Source organism: Streptomyces sp. SID3343 (genome assembly GCF_009865215.1).
GTDB lineage: Bacteria > Actinomycetota > Actinomycetes > Streptomycetales > Streptomycetaceae > Embleya.
On the sequence record NZ_WWJX01001083.1, the window covers coordinates 1 to 17,223 of the forward strand.

General features: G+C 68.5%; 21 protein-coding genes. 5 read left to right on the top strand and 16 right to left on the bottom strand.

The genetic code is table 11. The features are described from left to right. The 8 genes from GT354_RS33910 to GT354_RS33945 all read right to left on the bottom strand — a co-directional run. Window positions 1–408, bottom strand: a 408-nt coding sequence (locus GT354_RS33910; RefSeq protein ID WP_161360202.1) for a DUF6879 family protein, incomplete at its 3' end; no start/stop codon positions are given. Between the two features lie 409 nt (window positions 409–817). Continuing rightward, window positions 818–997 (bottom strand): DUF397 domain-containing protein, encoded by a 180-nt coding sequence (locus GT354_RS33915; protein WP_161360203.1) that lies wholly within the window; start codon window positions 995–997, stop codon window positions 818–820. A 52-nt stretch (window positions 998–1,049) separates the two neighbouring features. After that, window positions 1,050–1,247, bottom strand: coding sequence for a DUF397 domain-containing protein (locus GT354_RS33920; protein WP_161360204.1), 198 nt, complete (start codon window positions 1,245–1,247; stop codon window positions 1,050–1,052). 221 nt (window positions 1,248–1,468) lie between these two features. Continuing rightward, window positions 1,469–1,663 carry a DUF397 domain-containing protein gene (locus GT354_RS33925; protein WP_202512607.1) on the bottom strand — a complete coding sequence of 65 codons (195 nt, stop codon included), beginning with the start codon at window positions 1,661–1,663 and terminating at the stop codon, window positions 1,469–1,471. A gap of 178 nt (window positions 1,664–1,841) precedes the next feature. Further along, the gene (locus tag GT354_RS33930; protein WP_161360205.1) at window positions 1,842–2,033 is read right to left on the bottom strand and encodes a DUF397 domain-containing protein; all 192 of its coding nucleotides are present in this window, start codon (window positions 2,031–2,033) and stop codon (window positions 1,842–1,844) included. A gap of 170 nt (window positions 2,034–2,203) precedes the next feature. Then, complete coding sequence (locus GT354_RS33935; protein ID WP_161360206.1) at window positions 2,204–2,398, bottom strand: DUF397 domain-containing protein; 195 nt, start codon at window positions 2,396–2,398, stop codon at window positions 2,204–2,206. 69 nt (window positions 2,399–2,467) lie between these two features. Further along, entirely contained in the window at window positions 2,468–2,656 is a 189-nt protein-coding gene (locus GT354_RS33940) for a DUF397 domain-containing protein (RefSeq protein WP_161360207.1), read from the bottom strand. A gap of 7 nt (window positions 2,657–2,663) precedes the next feature. Next, window positions 2,664–3,521, bottom strand: coding sequence for a helix-turn-helix transcriptional regulator (locus GT354_RS33945; RefSeq protein WP_161360208.1), 858 nt, complete (start codon window positions 3,519–3,521; stop codon window positions 2,664–2,666). A gap of 252 nt (window positions 3,522–3,773) precedes the next feature. On the opposite strand from GT354_RS33945, the gene GT354_RS33950 reads away from it, so the two are divergent. Beyond that, entirely contained in the window at window positions 3,774–4,211 is a 438-nt protein-coding gene (locus GT354_RS33950; protein ID WP_161360209.1) for an ATP-binding protein, read from the top strand. A 336-nt stretch (window positions 4,212–4,547) separates the two neighbouring features. Further along, window positions 4,548–5,351, top strand: coding sequence for a hypothetical protein (locus GT354_RS33955; RefSeq protein ID WP_161360210.1), 804 nt, complete (start codon window positions 4,548–4,550; stop codon window positions 5,349–5,351). 451 nt (window positions 5,352–5,802) lie between these two features. Here the strand turns inward: GT354_RS33955 and GT354_RS33960 are convergent, their stop codons facing one another. Continuing rightward, complete coding sequence (locus GT354_RS33960) at window positions 5,803–6,474, bottom strand: hypothetical protein (protein WP_161360211.1); 672 nt, start codon at window positions 6,472–6,474, stop codon at window positions 5,803–5,805. Between the two features lie 50 nt (window positions 6,475–6,524). After that, the gene (locus GT354_RS33965) at window positions 6,525–7,067 is read right to left on the bottom strand and encodes a SigE family RNA polymerase sigma factor (RefSeq protein ID WP_161360212.1); all 543 of its coding nucleotides are present in this window, start codon (window positions 7,065–7,067) and stop codon (window positions 6,525–6,527) included. Window positions 7,068–7,339: 272 nt separating this feature from the next. Between GT354_RS33965 and GT354_RS33970 the strand changes: the two genes are divergently transcribed. Further along, window positions 7,340–8,644, top strand: a complete 1,305-nt coding sequence (locus tag GT354_RS33970; RefSeq protein WP_161360213.1) for an MFS transporter — start codon at window positions 7,340–7,342, stop codon at window positions 8,642–8,644. Window positions 8,645–8,695: 51 nt separating this feature from the next. Beyond that, window positions 8,696–9,124 (top strand): nuclear transport factor 2 family protein, encoded by a 429-nt coding sequence (locus GT354_RS33975; protein ID WP_161360214.1) that lies wholly within the window; start codon window positions 8,696–8,698, stop codon window positions 9,122–9,124. Here GT354_RS33975 and GT354_RS33980 read toward each other — a convergent pair. From GT354_RS33980 to GT354_RS34000, 5 genes are all read right to left on the bottom strand, one after another. Then, the gene (locus GT354_RS33980; RefSeq protein WP_161360215.1) at window positions 9,094–9,897 is read right to left on the bottom strand and encodes an SAM-dependent methyltransferase; all 804 of its coding nucleotides are present in this window, start codon (window positions 9,895–9,897) and stop codon (window positions 9,094–9,096) included. The genes GT354_RS33975 and GT354_RS33980 overlap by 31 nt on opposite strands. Before the next feature lie 285 nt (window positions 9,898–10,182). Then, window positions 10,183–11,484: an amidohydrolase family protein gene (locus GT354_RS33985; RefSeq protein WP_237535747.1), complete on the bottom strand. Its 1,302-nt coding sequence runs from the start codon at window positions 11,482–11,484 to the stop codon at window positions 10,183–10,185. Between the two features lie 6 nt (window positions 11,485–11,490). Continuing rightward, window positions 11,491–12,849 carry an amidohydrolase family protein gene (locus GT354_RS33990; RefSeq protein WP_161360216.1) on the bottom strand — a complete coding sequence of 453 codons (1,359 nt, stop codon included), beginning with the start codon at window positions 12,847–12,849 and terminating at the stop codon, window positions 11,491–11,493. Between the two features lie 11 nt (window positions 12,850–12,860). Next, window positions 12,861–13,748 carry an SDR family NAD(P)-dependent oxidoreductase gene (locus GT354_RS33995; RefSeq protein ID WP_161360222.1) on the bottom strand — a complete coding sequence of 296 codons (888 nt, stop codon included), beginning with the start codon at window positions 13,746–13,748 and terminating at the stop codon, window positions 12,861–12,863. 144 nt (window positions 13,749–13,892) lie between these two features. Further along, window positions 13,893–14,690 carry an acetoacetate decarboxylase family protein gene (locus GT354_RS34000; RefSeq protein WP_161360217.1) on the bottom strand — a complete coding sequence of 266 codons (798 nt, stop codon included), beginning with the start codon at window positions 14,688–14,690 and terminating at the stop codon, window positions 13,893–13,895. Window positions 14,691–14,976: 286 nt separating this feature from the next. Here GT354_RS34000 and GT354_RS34005 point away from each other — a divergent pair, with 286 nt between their 5' ends. Next, complete coding sequence (locus GT354_RS34005) at window positions 14,977–15,582, top strand: TetR family transcriptional regulator (protein ID WP_161360218.1); 606 nt, start codon at window positions 14,977–14,979, stop codon at window positions 15,580–15,582. Between the two features lie 54 nt (window positions 15,583–15,636). On the opposite strand, the gene GT354_RS34010 is transcribed toward GT354_RS34005, so the two are convergent. After that, window positions 15,637–16,872: an epoxide hydrolase gene (locus GT354_RS34010; protein WP_161360219.1), complete on the bottom strand. Its 1,236-nt coding sequence runs from the start codon at window positions 16,870–16,872 to the stop codon at window positions 15,637–15,639. Between the last annotated feature and the right edge of the window lie 351 nt (window positions 16,873–17,223).

The window sequence follows — 17,223 nt, forward strand, 5'->3', positions numbered from 1 at the left end:
GTGGAGGTCCACGTGGTGGAGGAATTCGCCGTTGCCGGTGAAGAGGTTGAAGCGCACGAGTCGGTCGTCCATGACCCACAGGTCGTTGCCGGGGAGGAGGAGGTCGGATGCTCGGCTGCGGGGGAGCCAGCGCACGTGTTCGCCGGCGGCGATGTTCTGGTGGGTGCAGGCGTGTTCGTAGGCGATGTAGGTGGTGACCGGTTGGGACACCACGCGGGCTCTGCGTACGGTCACGCCGCGTGCGGTGGTGGCCGCGATCAGGTCGAGCCATGGCGTCCACCAGGATGCGCGGTCCGTGGGGTCGTGGCGGTGGCCTGCTTGCCAGGCGGCGAAGTCCTGGGCTTCGTCCTCGCTGGTGTAGACGTCGCGCATCTCCAGGTGGACGGCCGAGTGTTCGCAGTCGGCCATCAGTTCGTCAAAGGACGGAACGCTCCGCGACATCACACGCCTCTCGGATCGCGACCACCATACGCACGGGCAGCCGCACCACGGTCTCGGACGCGGGGACGGATCCGCTGTCCAGACACGCCGTCAGAGTCGCATCGTCCGCATTCCATCCTTGGACCACGAGGTCTCCGGTGGTCTCGTCTACCCAGACCGTCGGGCACGTTCCCGTCTTGCTTTCGGGGTCGATCCCCACGAGACGAAGATTCACGATGGCTCACCCTCCGTGTCCGCACATGCTCAAAGAGTTCCATCACCGTGAGGGTTGGTCTCGTCGCATGTCAAGGCACACGACTCGAAGGTCGGTCGGTGCGTGGACGAGAAATCACCGCGGGCGGATCTCCGAGGACGTCCTCACCGGCCTCCGGCGGCGTCAGGCCTTCAGAAAGGTGACCAGGAAGCTCCACGCGCCGGCGTCGATGGCGAGGTGGCCGTGTGCGGGGGCCTTGGTGTCGCGGATGAGGGTGGAGTGGGGGGCGGCGGGTGCGATCTCGACGCAGTTTGCGGCGCCTTCGCTGTGGGAGGACTTTCGGAAGGAGGCGTTGTCGGTCATGGCGAACCACCCTTGTGAGTACCGCCGCGATGAATGGTGCGGCTGGTGTCCGTCAGTTTTTGAGGGCTGCGGTCAGTCGGGTCCAGGCGTTGTTCGGAATGGCGAGGTTGCCGGCTGAGAGGGCCTTGGTGTCGCGTACGGCGACGACGGCGCCAGGGGTCGAGGCGGTCTCGACGCAATCGCCGTCGTTGTGGCTGTACGAACTCTTGTGCCAGGTGAGGCGGCGTTCCTGCTGGAAGCTCGGGGTCATGTCGGCCTCTCCGGAAGTGGCGTTCGGTCAGGACCATCCTCGGGGCCCAAGGCGTTGCGGACCAGAGGGCTCGGCGGGCGCGTCGGTCGATCCCGCTTGTTGGAGGGCGACGAAGGCGTTGCCTTACGGGGAACCGGAGTTCGAGGTGGGTCGCGTGTTGCCGTGGCCGAACGAGGCTGCCCTCCGGTGGACGGGGACAGCCTCGATTGTGGTGGGCGCGGTCAGTTCTTCAGGGCCGCAACCAGTCGGGTCCACGAGGTGGCGTCGATGGTCAGGTGGCCGTGTTCGCGGGCTTTGGTGTCGCGGATGAGGGCCCCGTGTTCGGTGGCTGCGCTCTCGACGCAGTCGCCGGCGTTGTTCGAGAACGTGCTTTTGTGCCACGCGAGTTCGGCTGTGGCGTCGGCCTTCATGCTCATGTCTGGCCACCTTTCGGTTGGCTTCCGTGAACAGTGCACAGCCATCTTCTCCGCTCGGTACGGGCTTGACCAGGTTGGCGAAGCGGCCCGTCGGGCAATGAGCTTCGCGGTGCTGCTCGGCCGTCCGGCCTGTGCGCTACCGGCGTGCGAACGAGGTCGTCGGCGACGTGCGGGGTGGTCAGCTCTTCAGGGCGGAGAGCAGTTGGGCCCACGAGGTGGCGTCGATGGTCAGGTGGCGGTGCTTGGACCCCTTTGTGTCTCGCACGAGGACTCCGTCCTTGGTGCTCGCGCTTTCGAGGCAATCGCCGTCGCCGGTCGAGTGGGTGCTCTTGCGCCAGAGGAGATCGGTCGTGTCGGTGGTGGTCTCCATGTTTGTCCACCCTTCGCTCGGCCTTGGTGAGCAACGCACAACAACTATGGTCTGCGCTCGGCGTGAGGTTGGCTAGAGCGGCGAACTGGCCAGGGTGATGTGGGCGCCGTGACGTGGATGAGGCCATCCCTCGTTCACTGGGGGACGGCCTCGTCTTATTCGGTGGGTGGTCAGCCCTTGAGGGCTTCCGTGAGCCGGGCCCAAGAGGCATTCGGGACGGCGAAGTTGCCGATGGTGAGGTCCTTGCTGTCCCGTACGGCGACGGCGGCGGCGATCGGCGCGGCTTCGACACAGTCGTCGCTGGTCCCGCTGAATGTGCTTTTCCTCCAGGCCAGAGGAGCGTTAAAGCCAGTAGCCAAGTTCATGTGGTGTCTTTCTTGGCAGTTTCGATCAGTGCACGGCTATCGTCCGACGGCCCTCGCCTGCTGAGGTGGTCAGTCCTTCAGGGTGGTGATCAGGTGGTTCCACGATGTGGCGTCGATGGTCAGGTGGCCATGTGCCCGGGCCTTGGTGTCTCGGACCAGGGTGGCGCCGTTGATGGCTGCGCTCTCGACGCAATCGCCGTTGTTGCTCGAGAAGGTGCTCTTGTGCCAGGCCAGTTCAACTGTGGCGTCGAGGGTCATGTTCATATCAGTCCAGCTTTCGCTTGATTTCGCTGATCAATTCACAGCTATCGTCCGCGTTCAACGCGACTCTGGTCAGGTCACGGAAGAGCCGGTTCAGTTTTTTCGTATCCCGCGGGGCGGTCTTCATCTCGGTACCCAAGACCGAATGGACGAAAGCCACATCCGGTTCCGGTTCCTCATATCGAAGGATGCCGAAGGAGCTGACATGGATGCCTTCGGGTCCGCCGCGGTACGGAACGACGTTGATCCGCACGTTGGGCAGCTTCGCCATGTCGAGCAAGTGATCGAGTTGCGCGTGGCGAGCAGTGGGGTCGCCAATCTCGAATCTGAGCGCGGCTTCGGTGAATACCGAGTGGTTCGAGAGCAACGGAGGCTCGTGGATCCGACGTTGACGCATCGCTCGGACCACAACCAGGTCATCGACCTGGTCGGGGCCGAGCGATGCAAACCCGACTCCGGTGACTGCCCGCGAGTATGACTCGGTTTGCAGGAGGGCGGGGACCATCACCGGGTGGTAGTCGAGCCGTTCGATCGCATCGGATTCTCGTTCCAGAAGTTCGGCGTAGCCCGGGGAGACAACGTCCTTGTATTCGCGCCACCACGGTGGTTCGGCATCCCAGACCTGCTGTGCGAGTGCCGACAGTTCGGCGGCCTCCTGCGCTGTGACCTTGTAGTACTCCAGGAGGCGGTCCAGCACTTCGCGCGTGCAGTTCCGCTCTCCCTTCTCGATGCGCGTGACCTGGGAAGCGCTCAGGTTAATGCGCCGACCGACGTCCTGAGCGAACTCCTTGCCGCGCAACTCACGGAGTCTCGTGCCGAGATTCCGCTTGGCCTTGAAATTGCTGACGCTGCCGCCCGCCATGGACCCCTCCGTCGCCGTCGCGTACCGCAGCCATGCCAGTACGCGGCATCGCGGAAACGAGTCGAGCGTAGCGCCTGTAGCGGTCGATGGAATCCGCCTGGCATTTGCCCGGCATTCGCTTGACGATTGACCGGAGCGAAGGGCAAGCTCTGTCGAGTCACCAGTTGTGCTCGGATGATCACGAGGCGCAGCATGATCGCGAGGCCCCTGTGGACCTCAGCAGTGGGGAGTCAGCGCACCATGGCTCAATGCTTGAACCCGTACGACGCTTGGCCGTTGCTTACCCTGAGTGCGCTTCGGGGGCAGGCTGAACTCATAGCCAAGCGCGCGGGGTTGGGGCCGGAGCGGTGTGACGACGTTGCGCTCGTTGTCAGTGAGTTGGCGACGAACGGCGTGCGGCACGGGCGTGGCCCGGTGCTGGTTGTTCTGACCGCCGTGGGAGTCGAACTGCGCGTGTCCGTTGAGGATTCGCTGTTGGTGCCGATCCCGCTTCAAGGTCCGCCGGCAGGTACTGACAGCGACGACGGGCGCGGTCTGAGCATCGTGCGGACCTGCGCCGACCGATTGTCGTGGGGCGTTCGCAGGGGCCGAAAGTTCGTTTTCGCGGGGTTTGATCTGCCGAGTCCGACCGTCGCGGCGCGGGTTGTGGCCAGGCTTCGGAGTCCGGATGGCGTGCGGGTGATTCCGTGAACCGAAGTTCTGCGACGAGTTCGGGCGGTCCGAGACGGCCCGGCTACCAAGCGCTCGTGCTGGATGCGTTGACCGGGCAGCGGGGGCTTGTCGAGCGCTGCTGCGGGGGTCAGGTTTTGCTTCGGCCGGTGGACGGGGGGTCGTCTGGTTGTGGTGCGGCCTGCCACACGTGGAACTCCGTGCCCTCGGCCCTCACCGTGCTCCGGGCTGCGCCGCCGGTTGAGCGGCCGGCTGTGCGCAACGCGTTGTCCGCTTCGTCGTTCTGACGGGGCGTTACTCCCACCACCACGCCGCACGGCGTCGCGCCGTGCGGCGGTATTGCCTCCTGGAGTCGTCATGCCCCATCAGCCGTTTACCGCCGGCGCCCATCACCTTTCGCCGTCTCGGGCCGTTGCGCTCATCGAAGTCTGGGATGCCGCCCACGCGTTCCTGCCCGCAGTCCGCCGCGCCGAGTTGCGCTTGCTCCCGGGGGCGCCTGCCGGTGCCGGGCCGGGGGACGTCGCGGTCGAGTGGGTGGTGCCCGGCGTGCCGTTTCCGCGCACGTTCAAGGCTGCCGCCTACCGGAAGGCGTGGCTGGAGACGGTGCCGCTACGGCTCGGTGAGTTGGACGCGATCCTGCACGGCTCGCCCGTCGGTGACCACACCACCGGCCATCTCTCCGTGTACCGGCAGGGCATGTCGGCGCTGTTCCGGGCCTACGAACCGCCCGCGGTCGACGAGTTCGGCCACACCGTGGGTGCGTTCACCGTCCCGGCGATCGTGCCGCCGCTGACCGTCGGCCTCGTATCCGCCGCCCACCCGGATGCGATTCTGGTCACCGAGCAGGGCGTCTGGCACACCCTCCTGCCCGAGTCGCTGTCCCTGGTCGCGTTCGGGGCCAACCTCGGTGTGTACCTCGCCCACCTACCGCCGCCAGGAACGGCCCTGACGCCTGACGAATGCCGCGAAGCCATGGCGCACTATTGGATCGGCGTGGTCTCCGCGCTCTCCGCCCGGGCCGCGCAGGTCTGCCGCTGCGGTCGCGACATCGCCGACCACAAACCGTCCTGGGCCACCACCCGCGCGGCGGCGGCCGCGTCCGGCCGCCCGCTGACGGAGGCCGCCGGGCAGACCGACCCCTCGGCGGTCGCGTCCCGATGACCTGCCGGCCCTCGACGAGCGTCGGCATCCTCGCCGACACCGGGTCGCCCCTCGCCTGCCCCGCCCGGGGACGCGCCGCCGCCGGATACCCACCCGCGATCCAGGCCACCTTGCGCGAGCCGGCTACGGCGGCCCGCCCGGCCGAGATCCGCCACCGGAACACGGACACTCCCATGGTCGCCGGCCGGGCCGACGAACTCCACGCCCCACAGCACCTCGACGTACCGGTCACCCACGGACACCCCACCCTCCCGCCGCCGACGACCTTGCCCGTACCGGCATCCGCGTCCCGAACCCGCACCCCGCCCGGCTGCCCGGCCGCCCGACCTGCGCAGGACAGCCCCGGTGGCCGGAGCCGTCCTGCGCGGACACGAACCCACGGCCCGGACGACCCGGTGCCGGCGAGTGACGCCCGGCCGTGCCGATTCCGGTGCCGGAACACGTTCGGTTGCTACTCCGGTGGGTCGATGCTCGGGAACCTCTGTCCGTTCGCATCGAGACCGACGAGGTCGAACTTGGGCGGGCCCCCCTCGGCGACGATCATCAAGGTGAAGACGTTCCGGTCCTTGTTCAGCGGTACGGCCGTCAGCATGATCGGTTCCTTGACACCGTCCCACGTCAGGCGCACCCGGGCGACGTCGGGTGTGGTGGTGCCCAGCACCTGGTAGGACCACGAACCGTCGTGATTGTCGGAGGCACTTCCCCCCCACGACACCTTGATCACGTCGGGTACGACCACGCCGTTGACGGTGACCGGGCCCCCACACGATCCGCCGCCCGCCTCGTCGGTCACCGGGTTCACGTCGAATGCGCACAACCCCCCGTCCGACCCGGCCGTGGTGCGCGTGCGCCAGATCTGGCCCCGGGTGACACCTTCGGTGACCACGACGCCCGGTCCGGTGCCCGCCACCGGTCGGCCCACGTCGACCGAGAGGATCGCCGACGACTCCCGCTCCTCGGCCAGTAGCGACGAAGCGATCACCGTGCCGCCCCCGCCGAGTGCCACCAGGAACACGGTGCCGACCATGCCGAGCGTGAGCCGGCGCCGGCGCCTGGACCTCGCCCCCCTCAGTACGCCCTCGACACTGGGCGGAGTCAGTTCCGTCGCCTCGATCTCCGTCATGAAAGCCTCCTTCAACGCGGCAGTCTCGTTCGCGGTAATGCCCTCGTGGGTCACGACCGTGCCTCCGTCCTGCGTGGCACGCGGGCCGGTCCGGCGGCCATCAGATCGGCCATGTTCGGGTCCTCGCGTAACCGCGCCAGGCCCCGGGCGGCCCGGCTGCGCACCGTGCCGACGGGTTTGCCGAGGATGTGTGCGACCTCGACGTCCGAGCGGTCCTCCCAATACCGCAGCACCACCACCGTCCGTTGCGCGGTGGGTAATCGGGCCAATGCGGCCATCAACACACTTCGGCCGGCGAGTGTGGCGGTGGAGTCGGGTCCGACCGGGTCCGGCAACCGGTCGGTGAGGAACTGGACCACCCGCCGGCCCCGAGTCCGCGAGCGGTGGGTGTTGACCAGCACCCGGCGCACATAGCCGTCCGGGTTCTGCGCCCGGGCCACCCGATCCCACGCCGCGTAGACCTTGATCAGCGTCGCCTGCGTGAGATCCTCGGCATCCCCGCGGTCACCGCACAGCAGGTACGCCGTACGCAGCAAAGCCGTGCGCCGTCCCTCGACGAACTCTCGAAACCGTTCCTCGTCCTGGGTTCGCATCGAGTCCCCCTCCTACTCCATAGGACGCCGCCGAGGGCCGCTCGCTATCCACTTCGCACGGACTCGCCCGAGCACATGGCGCAGCGTCCGCGGATCGACCGCGCCGCGTACCTCCCGGCCGGCCGTAGCCCCCGGCGACCCGCACCGACACCGAGGAGACGTGATCCGGCCGAGGGCGTTTCACCGCCGAACCGGATCCGGTGGTCGTGCCGCCGATCGAGTGACCACCCGCCGACTCACTCGTTGGGCGGTATGTGACTCGAAATGTCTCCATGGTCCGGATCGCGGCGGCATCGTTTGCCGGTACGTCGATCGAGTTCTACGACTTCTTCGTCTATGGGACGGCCGCCGCACTCGTGCTCGGGCCGTTGTTCTTTCCCGGCTTCTCGCCGATCGCCGGCACGCTCGCGGCGTTCGCCACCTACGCCGTCGGGTTCATCGCGCGGCCGCTCGGGTCCGTGGTGTTCGGACACATCGGCGACCGGCGCGGCCGGCGGCCGGTACTGGTGGCCTCGCTGCTGCTGACCGGGATCGCGACCGTGCTGGTGGGGTTGTTGCCCACCTACGACCGGATCGGGATCGCGGCCCCGATCCTGCTCGTGCTGCTGCGGTTCTGCCAGGGGTTCGGGGTCGGCGGCGAATGGGGCGGCGCGGTGCTGCTCGCGGCCGAACACGCGCCGCCCGGGAAACGGGGGTTGTGGGCGAGCTTTCCGCAGATCGGCCCGGCGGTCGGGTTTTTGCTCGCCAACACCCTCATGCTGGTGCTCTCCGGGACGCTGACGGACGGCCAGTTCCGGGCCTGGGGGTGGCGGGTGCCGTTCGTGTTCGCCGGCGTACTGGTCGCCGTCGGGCTGATGCTGCGCTCGTCGGTCGAGGAGACGCCGCAGTTTCGCGAACTGGCCGCCGCCGACGAGCTTTCGCAGTCGCCGTTCCGGGACGTCGTACGCCACCACTGGCGGCTGATCCTGCTCTGCGCGGGCGCGATGACCTCGGGCTACGTCGCCTTCTACCTGACCACCACGTGGTCCCTGCACTACGGCACGACCCGCCTGGACGTCGGTCGCACCACGATGCTCGCGTGCATCATGGTCGCGGTCGTGGTCAAGGGCGTGTGTACGCCGTTGTTCGCGCTCCTGGGGGACCGCCACGGCCGCAGATCACTGTGCCTGGTGGGGTGTTCGGCGATGGGTCTGTGGGCGTTCCCGATGCTCGGGCTGCTGGCGACCGGTGAGCCGATGTGGATCACACTCGCGTGCGTGGGCACCTTGATCGCCTTCATCGTGACGTTCTCGGGGGTCGGGGCCTATCTGTCCGAACTGTTCGAGCCGCGAGTGCGGTGTACGGGCGCGTCGACGGCGTACAACCTCGGCGGCGTGCTCGGCGGCGCGCTCACCCCGATCGTGGCCACCGAACTCGCGCGTGGCGACGGAACGCCGTGGGGCGTGGCCGCGTATCTCGTGGGGGCCGCGCTGCTGAGCGTCGCGTGTTTCGCGGCGTTGCCCGAGACCCGCGTGGCACTCGCGAGCGACCCGAGCGATCCGGGCAACCCGGGCAACCCGGAGGCCGTGCCGGCGTGAGTCGCGCGTGTCGATCTTCCATCGTCGTGCGTTGTGCGCAAGGCTGCCGGCATGAACGAAGCCGACGCCCCCGCGCAGCGCGCGCACAACGTCCGGATCGCCGAGCGGCTGCTCGCGGCGGTGAGCGCGGGCGACCGGGCGGCCCAGGTGGCCTGCTACGCCCCGGACGTCGTGCTCGAATTCCCGTACGCCACACCGCCGGTGCGGGTCGAGGGCAAGGGCGCGGTGGACGCCTACCTGGAGGTCGCCCTGACGGCCTTCGAGCTGCGGCTGACGGTGATACGCGTGCATCAGTGCCTGGATCCGGACACGGTGATCGTCGAGTTCACCAGTGAGGGTCGCGCGCGGACGACCGGCCGCCCGTACGCCAACACCTACATCGCGGTGTTGACGTTCCGGGACGGACTGGTCGTCGGACAACGGGAGTTCTACAACCCGGGGCCGGCCGCTCAGGCCTTGACCGCGACGCCCGCGAGCTGAGGCAACTTCACCTCGGGGGTGCCGAGCGGACCCTCCGCGCCCCACACGTCCACCGGTACCAGGCGGGCCGGCAGCAACTCCAGGCCGCCGAAGATCGCCAGGATCTCGTCGTGCGAACGGGCGTGCATCTTCTGCACGTTGGAGGAGTACTCGCCGAGCGCGCGGTCCATGCCCGGCGGTCGCTCCTCGCCGCGGTGGGCGTGCGAGAGGGCGAGGTGGCTACCGGGCGCGGTCGCCGCCATGTAGCGGCCCACGACGCCGACCGGATCGGCCTCGTCGGGCAGGAAGTGCAGCACCGACACGATCAGCACGCCCACGGGCTGCGAGAAGTCGATCAACTCCCGCACCTCGGGCGAGTCGATGAGCTTCGCCGGGTCGGTCAGGTCGGCGCCCACGACCGTGGCGTTCGGGTTGTCGGCGAGCAGCGCCTGACTGTGCGCGACGGCGACCGGGTCGTTGTCGACGTATACGACACGCGCGTTCGGGTCGGCCTGCTGGGCGATTTCGTGCACGTTGCCGACGGTGGGGATACCGGAGCCCAGGTCCAGGAACTGGCGGATACCCAGCTTCAGGAGATGGTTCACCGCGCGGGTCAAAAAGACCCGGTTGCCGCGCAGCACGTCGCGCAGCTCGGGCATGGCCAGAGTGACCTTCTCGGCGACCTCGCGGTCGACCGCGAAGTTGTGCGCGCCGCCGAGGGCGTAGTCGTAGACACGGGCGACACTGGCCCGCGTGATGTCGATGTGCTCTGGAGCCCAGTCCGGTCGAGTCATGGCTCGGACTCTAAAGCGTGCCGTGGTGAATGACAGCGGCATCGGGGGGCCTGTTGGTCGGAATCCGTGTGCGAGGTGTCACACCAGGCGACATCGGCGGTGAACGGTGTACCGGGAGGTGGGCGTGCCGTGATCCGGAATCGGGGGAGCGGGTCGGTGCGCTCCCGCCGACTCCGGGATCGCTCGGGTCGTGGCCGCGGCCACGGCCCGCGGCCGTAGCCGCGACGGCGCGAGCGGCCACGGCCACGCCTACGGCCACGGCCACGCCTACGGCCACGGCCACGCCTACGGCTTCACGTTCAAGGCCCCCACAAAGGCCGGGCACTTGTCCGCGCCCTCGGGGATGTCCTCCGGGGCGAGCGGCGCGAAGACCTGGGAGACCTTCGGGCCCACCTTCGCCGCGATCGGGGCAAGGGCCGCCAGGTCGAAGCCGTACAGCTTCGCGGCGTTGCCGCCGACCATGGCCGCGACCTCGACCGGGTCGATGCCGTTGTAGGTCAGTTGCAGCGCCTCACGGCTGAACGGATGGCTGGCCTCCTTGTGCGGGTAGTCGCTGCCCCACATGATCCGGTCCACGCCCACCTGATAGCGCAGCTTCGCCTCGGCGGGGCGCTGGAAGCTCGCGCCGACGTGGCACTGGCGGGCCCAGTACTCGCTCGGCTTGAGGTCCATGCGGCCCACGAGCGCGCTGCCCCACTCGTACTCCTGCGAGCCGACGGCGGTACTCATCCGATGCCAGTAGTAGTCCAGTCGCCGCGTCTCCTCCGGAATCCACGCCGTGCCCTGCTCGGTGAACACGAACTGGAGCTCCGGGTGGCGGTCCATCGCACCCGAGACCACCAGGTGGGTGAACGCGCGATGAGCCCACCACGAGACCTCGGTCAGGAACACCACCTTGTCCACGTCGGTATCGCCCGCCGGCGGCGCGGCGGAACCGGTGTGGTGGTTGACCGGCATGCCCAACTCCTCGCACACCCGCCACAGCGGCTCGTAGTGCGCGTAGTCGAACATCGGGACCAGCCCGGATCCGGGCGGCGTGCCGGGCAGGAGCACGCCACCGGTGAGCCCGGCGTCCTTGGCCCAGCGGATCTCCTCCACCGCGGCCGGGAGATCGTGCAGCATGATCTGTACGATGCCCGCCCGGCGCCCGGGAGTCGCCGCACAGAAGTCGACCATCCATCGGTTGTGTGCCTTCAGCCCCTCCCAACGCAGGGCCAGATCACCGGCGTTCGCGGCCGGCGGTTGGTCGGTCAGCGACGGCTTGGGAAAGAACGGCGGCACCGTGTTGGGAAAGATGACCTCCGCCACCACCCCGTCGGCCTCCAGGTCGCCCATCCGGCGGTCCGAGTCCCAGTTGCGCGGACCCAGGTCGCCCTTGAGGTCCGGGTACGGGATCTCGTAGTTCGCGGCCCACGTGTCGAACTCGGCGTGCAGCCTCGCGGGCAGGTAGTCGCGGTATCCGTGGATCTCGCCGCCGCCGTGGCAGTCGGCGGAGATCACCGTGTAGCGCTCGGGGAACCCCTCGGGGACGGTGGGGGATTCGGGGGACTCGCTCGGGACGGGGAGCGGGGTGGAACTGTCACTCATGGGGGTTCAGACCTCCAGGGCTTGCGCGTTCGGATTGATCGCGGCGCCCGTGTCGTGGCCGGTGAGCCAGTGCCGGCCGATCTCGGCGGCCGCGGCCCACTTGGTGGTCAGGTCCTTCGCGGAACCGTCCGCGTTCACCTGGCCGAGCGTCGCGGGGGTGACCCCGACCCGCTCCGCGTGCGGCTTGAGCGCTTCGAGGTCGAAGCCGTACACATCCGCGACCGCCTCGCCGAGCATCACGCGCGTTTCGGCGATCGGCACGTCCGAGAACGTCTTGCGCAGGATGTTCAGGGTCTCCGGCCACGTGCCCTCGGGGTGCGGGAAATCGTTACCCCAGCAGATGTTGCCGACACCGATCTCGTAGCGCATCCCGATCTCGCGCCGCTTGGTGTTGGACGCGCCGATGAAGCAGTTGCGGTCGAAGTACTCGCTCGGCAGCAGCTTGATCTCCTCGAACCCGGCCAGCTTGGCCGCGCCGCGCGAGCCGAGCAGCAGCCGGTCGGTGAACCACAGCAGGTTGCCCACCCACCAGCACCCCGCCTCGGTGACCCCGAACCGCAGCCTCGGGAAGCGCTCGAAGACGCCCGACCACAGCAGGAACCACAGCGGACGCGACGGCCACCAGGTGACCTCGGTGACATAGATGCCCAGGTGGTTGCCGTACGCCTCGCGGTCGGCCGGACCCGAGTGGGTGACCACGGGCAGTTCCAGGTCCTGGCACAGCGCCCACACCGGGTCGTACTTGCGGTCGTGATACGGCGTCTGGTTCATCCACATCGCCGGGATCATCACCGCGCCCAAGCCGTCCGCCTTGATCCGACGGATCTCCTTGAGGACGTCCTCGATCGGCGCCGTGATCGGGATCAGCGCGACCCCGCGACGCCGCTCGGGGCTGGTCTTGCACAGCTCGGCCAACCACCGGTTGTGCGCCTGCGCGCCGGCCAGGCCCAGTTCGGGGTCCAGGTCGCCGGACAGGCCCAGGCCCGCGCCGAACGGTACGCACGTACGCGACTCGACCGCGTCGGCGTCGGGGAAGACGACCTCGCCGACCACGCCGTCCTTGTCGAGTTCGAGGTCACGGCGGTCCACCTCCCAACCGCTGCGCAGGACTTCCTCGTTCGTCTCGAACCAGTTCGCGGCGAAGTCCTCGTTGCGCACGCCCAGATCGGTGATCGCCTTGAGCTGCGCCTCGCGCTCCGACATGAATCGGTCGAACGCCGGGTGGTGCTTGGTCGCGAGATAGTCGCGGTACAGCTCGGTCGGCAGGCCGGCGTGGGTGTCCGACGAGATGATCGTGTAGGGAGTGGTGAGTTCGCTCGGCGTCGCTGTGTTCTGCTGTGCTGCGTCGTGCTGCTGCTCGGTCATCGTCGCTCAGCTCACTTGTCCAGAACGAAGGTTTCGAGGTACCCGGGGTTGCTCCGGGCGAGCATGCTCTGCGAGCGCGCGGTGATCTGGCTGTCGCTGTGCTCACTGGCCGGCAAGATCCAGAAGCGGTTCTCGCGAATCCCGTCGAACACGTCGGCGGCCACCGACTCGACCGGGGTGAACTCGATCTCCTGGCCCGCGTCGCGCATCGCCTTCTCCCACGCGTCGAGCGTGTTGTACGGCGTCTTGCGCGGCACGGACTTGGCGTAGCGTTCGGGCCGGTTGCGGTACGACTCCCACAGGCCGGTGCGCAGCATCCTGGGGCCGGGGAAGAGTACGGACGCGCCCAACTGCGCCTTGACCTGGCCCAGTTGCGCGTACAGCGCCTCGGTCATGGTCACCACGGCAGCCTTGGTGGTGGCGTACACGGACGCGTTCGGCAGCGGCGCGATGCCGCCGTCGCCCGAGGACGTGTTGACGATGTGTCCGGGGGTGTCCTGCGCGAGCATGCGCGGTACGAACGCCTGGATGCCGTTGAAGACGCCGAACACGTTGACGGCGAAACACCAGTCCCAGTCCTTGGGATCGTGTTCCCACATCTTGCCCTCGGAGCCGGACCCGATCCCGGCGTTGTTGCACAGCACGTGTACGGCGCCGAAGTGCTCGAAGGAGCGGTCCGCGAGGGCGAACACCGAGTCCCGTTCGGATACGTCGGTGATCTGTCCGATCGCGTCGCCGCCCGCGTCGTTGAGCTGCGCGACGGCCTTGTCGAGCGCGCCCTGTTCGATGTCCGCGAGGACGACCTTCATGCCCTCGGCGCTGAACCGCTGGGCCATCGCGAAGCCGATACCGCTCGCGGCACCGGTGACGACGGCGACTTTGCCGTCGAATTCCTGCAGCATGTGTCTCGGTCCCTTGCTGTCGTCGCCTGCTGACGTGGGTGCCGGTGTTCCTGGCGTTGCGCCTGCCGTTGTTCCGGCCGTTGTTCCGGCCGTTGTGTCCGGCGTTGTTCCCGGCGTTGTGTCCGGCGTTGGTCGGGCGGGCTACTGCTTCGCCGGCGGCGGGTCGTCGGTGATCTGCTGTACGTCGTCGTAGCGCTGGTGGATGTACGGCAGTACGAGGTCGGCCTTGACGTGCTCGGCGACGAAGCCCTGCTGGTCGGACGTGCGTTCGCTGAGGGTGATCGAGATCAGCTTGCGGACCGGGAGGTCGGCTATCGGGTCGAAGTCCGAGTCGCGCAGGATCACTTCGCCGTCGACGCGGTGCGCGGTCCTGGTCCGCTCGTTGCGGGTGACGTGTACGAGCATCGGGTCGGCGTCGAAGCCGTCGCCGTCCACGGCGGGCAGGAACTTGTAGTAGAAGCTCAGCGTCTGCCGGGGCGCGGGGGTCTCCAACTGCTCGACGACGGTGCCGCGCACCTCGACGTAGGTGACGCCCATCCGGTTGACGGTGGCGACGACCCGGTCGCCGTCGCGCTCGACCTTGACGTCGGCGAGCTTCTTCGGCTCGCCGAACACCTCGCGACCGCCGATCACGGCGCGCTCGGTGGTCATCGGCATGGTCAGCGTGTAGTCGCCCTCGATGTCGCCGTGCTTGCAACGCACCGCGACCGCGCCGGCGCCGAGCGGGTAGCCGTTGATGTCACAGCCGGAGATGTTCACCCGTACCAGCGGCCGGTCGGCGGGAACCAGCGGCGGCGGCAGCACGGCCGCGATCACCTCGGGGTCGGTCTCCCAGATCGCCATCACGCCGGTGGACCAGATCTCGGGAAGGCTGGAGCGCTCCTTGGAGGACTTCTTCAGGCTCTCCGCCGGTCGGGCGCCGTATCGGATGCGTGCCACGTACCTCACCTCTTCTGCGTTTTTTGCAGGTGTGCGCGGGGTTTGTGCTTGTTGCGGTCGGTATTTGTTCCCGCCCGCCCACCCGTGGCGTCGGGGGTGGAGGTTGCGGGATTCGGGCGAATGGGTGGGGTGATCAGGCCCATGGGGGTGGTGTTCGTCGGGGAAAAGCGGGACCGGGCTCCGGTGTCCTGTAACACTGTTACACCGCATGTCGACGAGGTAAAGACCCCCGACGCGGTTGCCCGGTGTATCGGGGGACCACGAGCGGGCGCGAGAATGGGACGTGATGGACAGGATCACGCGAGACACCGTGCTCGATACCGCCATGCGTCTCGTCATGGAGTCGGGTATCGAGAACCTCAGCATGCGCAAACTCGCCGCCGAGTTGGGCGTCGCCGTCACCTCGATCTACTGGCACGTGGGCAACCGCGACGTGCTCGTGGACCAACTGGTGGACCGGGTGATCGCGGACATGGGCGCGATCACGGTCGCGGGAGACACGCCCGTCGAGCGGGTGGTGTCGATCGCGCGGTCCTGCCGGCGGCTGATCCTGGAGCGCCCGCACCTGGTCGGGCTCGTCCGCGAACGGGGCCTGGAGTCGCTGATGATGCTCCCGGCGCGCAAGGCCCTGGTGCACGAGATCACCGACGCGGGGCTGCACGGGGTCGCGGCGGCGGAGGCGGTGCAGGCCGTCCAGTACCAGATCGCCGGCTTCGTGATGCTGGAGCGGGCCTTGGAGAACAGCGTGGCCGAGCCACCGGCGGTGGACGAGTGGCGGGCCGAACTCGCCCTGGAGGACCCGGACTTGGCGAGCAACCTGACGAACGGGGCGGATGGCGACCGGTTGTTCGTGCTGTCGGTGCGGGCACTGGTGGAATCGTTGCTGGACTGACGCGGGCGGCCGGGACGGCTGTCGCTTCGTGGGGCGGTGGGTTCGTCCGCGGGCTCAGGGCCTGCGGCCGCGGAAGGTGCGGCGCAGGTCGCTCACCCAGGCGTCGGGGTTTTCCCACGGGATGAAGTGGCCGCCGTGGTCGTGGGCGTTGGCGTTGACGTGGTTGAACCACGCGGCCTGCGGCCCGGCCTCGAACGCCCGAACCCGCTCGTCGGCGGTGTGGATGCCGGGCGGGTTCTCGTACGTGACGAAGGTGAGCCCGACCGGGGCCTGCACGACCGGGGTGCGGTCGTGGGCGGGAGCCCAGGGGTAGCGGTTGGCATTGGCGTAGTAACGCATCGACGTGGCAATGGAGTTGTTCACCCAGTAGATCGTGGCGTGGGTGAGCAGGTCGTCCTTGCCGAAGACGGACTCCACGTCGCCGCCGTTGTCGCTCCAGGCGTTCCAACGCTCCAGCAGCCAGGCGAGCAGTCCGGCGGGTGAGTCGCTCAGGCCGTGGGCCAAGGTGGCGCCGTCGAGCATGTGCACGGCGAGGTGGGGCGCCCAGCGGTGGTCCATGTCGACGATGCGGGCGCGCACGTCGGCGGGTTGCTCGTCGGTGAGGGGCCGATTTCGGGCGAAGTCCCACGCGCGAGGGCCGTTGAAGAAGTCGAGCGGCAGCCCGGAGCCGATGTGGATGCCGTACAACTCGTCGGCGTACTTGTGGCCGAGCTGGCTGGTGACGACGCCGCCGATGTCGCAGCCCCCGGCGGCGTACTTCTCGTATCCCAGGGTCTCGGTCATCAGGGTGTGCCAGAGGTCGGAGACCTTCCAGAAGTTGACGTCCGGAAAACCGGTGAGCGGGCCGGGGAACCCGAACCCGGGCAGGGACGGCACGATCACGTCGAACGCGTCGGCGGGGTCGCCGCCGAACGCGGCCGGGTCGGCGAGCGGGTCGATCACCTTCGACCAGTGCCAGAACGTCCACGGCCAGCCGTGGGTGAGGATCAACGGGATCGGGCGAGGGCCGCGGCCGGGCTTGCGCATGAAATGCACCGGAACACCGGCGACGCTCACCTGGTAGTGCTCGTGGACGTTGATGGCCGCCTCGGCCTTGCGCCAGTCGTAGCCGTCCCGCCAGTAGGCGACCAGCTCACGGAGATAACTGTCCGGGACGCCGTAGGACCAGTCCTCGTTTCCCTCGTCCAGCGGCGGCCGGGTCGATGTCAGACGGGTGCGCAGGTCGTCGAGGACCTGGTCCGACACGTGGATCGGCGTGGGCTCCAGGGGGAAGGCGTGCGGGGTGGTCATGGCGCTGTTCCTTACCGGTTGAACCGCTGGGTGACCGGACGGTGAGCCGGGCCTCGTTCCGTCGGCCCATGGGGCCTGCGTGCCGGTTGCCCGTAGCCGGTTGCCCGTGGCCGGTTGATGGTTGCTGCTTGCCGCTTGGTGGTTGCCGCGTGGGTGAGTGGGTGAGTGGGTGCGTGGGCGGGTGGTTGGGGTGGGTTCTGGGGGTGGTCTTACTACTCGGGTGGTGGGGTGGGTCGGTCTCGAGCGGGTCGTGGGGGTGGGCCGGCCAGGATGCGGCGCCAGGCGGCGGGGGTCAGGGCGCCGCGGCTGTCGTTGTGGTCGGTGCGGGCGAGGGTGGCCGTGGGGGCGAGG

Coding starts and splice junctions, on each gene's coding strand:
- GT354_RS33915 (WP_161360203.1), bottom strand. CDS start 997: ATGACCGACAACGCCTCCTTCCGAAAGTCCTCCCACAGCGAAGGCGCC.
- GT354_RS33945 (WP_161360208.1), bottom strand. CDS start 3,521: ATGGCGGGCGGCAGCGTCAGCAATTTCAAGGCCAAGCGGAATCTCGGC.
- GT354_RS33940 (WP_161360207.1), bottom strand. CDS start 2,656: ATGACCCTCGACGCCACAGTTGAACTGGCCTGGCACAAGAGCACCTTC.
- GT354_RS33920 (WP_161360204.1), bottom strand. CDS start 1,247: ATGACCCCGAGCTTCCAGCAGGAACGCCGCCTCACCTGGCACAAGAGT.
- GT354_RS33935 (WP_161360206.1), bottom strand. CDS start 2,398: ATGAACTTGGCTACTGGCTTTAACGCTCCTCTGGCCTGGAGGAAAAGC.
- GT354_RS33980 (WP_161360215.1), bottom strand. CDS start 9,897: ATGACTCGACCGGACTGGGCTCCAGAGCACATCGACATCACGCGGGCC.
- GT354_RS34005 (WP_161360218.1), top strand. CDS start 14,977: ATGGACAGGATCACGCGAGACACCGTGCTCGATACCGCCATGCGTCTC.
- GT354_RS33965 (WP_161360212.1), bottom strand. CDS start 7,067: ATGCGAACCCAGGACGAGGAACGGTTTCGAGAGTTCGTCGAGGGACGG.
- GT354_RS33970 (WP_161360213.1), top strand. CDS start 7,340: ATGGTCCGGATCGCGGCGGCATCGTTTGCCGGTACGTCGATCGAGTTC.
- GT354_RS33925 (WP_202512607.1), bottom strand. CDS start 1,663: ATGAGCATGAAGGCCGACGCCACAGCCGAACTCGCGTGGCACAAAAGC.
- GT354_RS33985 (WP_237535747.1), bottom strand. CDS start 11,484: ATGAGTGACAGTTCCACCCCGCTCCCCGTCCCGAGCGAGTCCCCCGAA.
- GT354_RS34010 (WP_161360219.1), bottom strand. CDS start 16,872: ATGACCACCCCGCACGCCTTCCCCCTGGAGCCCACGCCGATCCACGTG.
- GT354_RS33990 (WP_161360216.1), bottom strand. CDS start 12,849: ATGACCGAGCAGCAGCACGACGCAGCACAGCAGAACACAGCGACGCCG.
- GT354_RS33930 (WP_161360205.1), bottom strand. CDS start 2,033: ATGGAGACCACCACCGACACGACCGATCTCCTCTGGCGCAAGAGCACC.
- GT354_RS33960 (WP_161360211.1), bottom strand. CDS start 6,474: ATGACGGAGATCGAGGCGACGGAACTGACTCCGCCCAGTGTCGAGGGC.
- GT354_RS33955 (WP_161360210.1), top strand. CDS start 4,548: ATGCCCCATCAGCCGTTTACCGCCGGCGCCCATCACCTTTCGCCGTCT.
- GT354_RS33975 (WP_161360214.1), top strand. CDS start 8,696: ATGAACGAAGCCGACGCCCCCGCGCAGCGCGCGCACAACGTCCGGATC.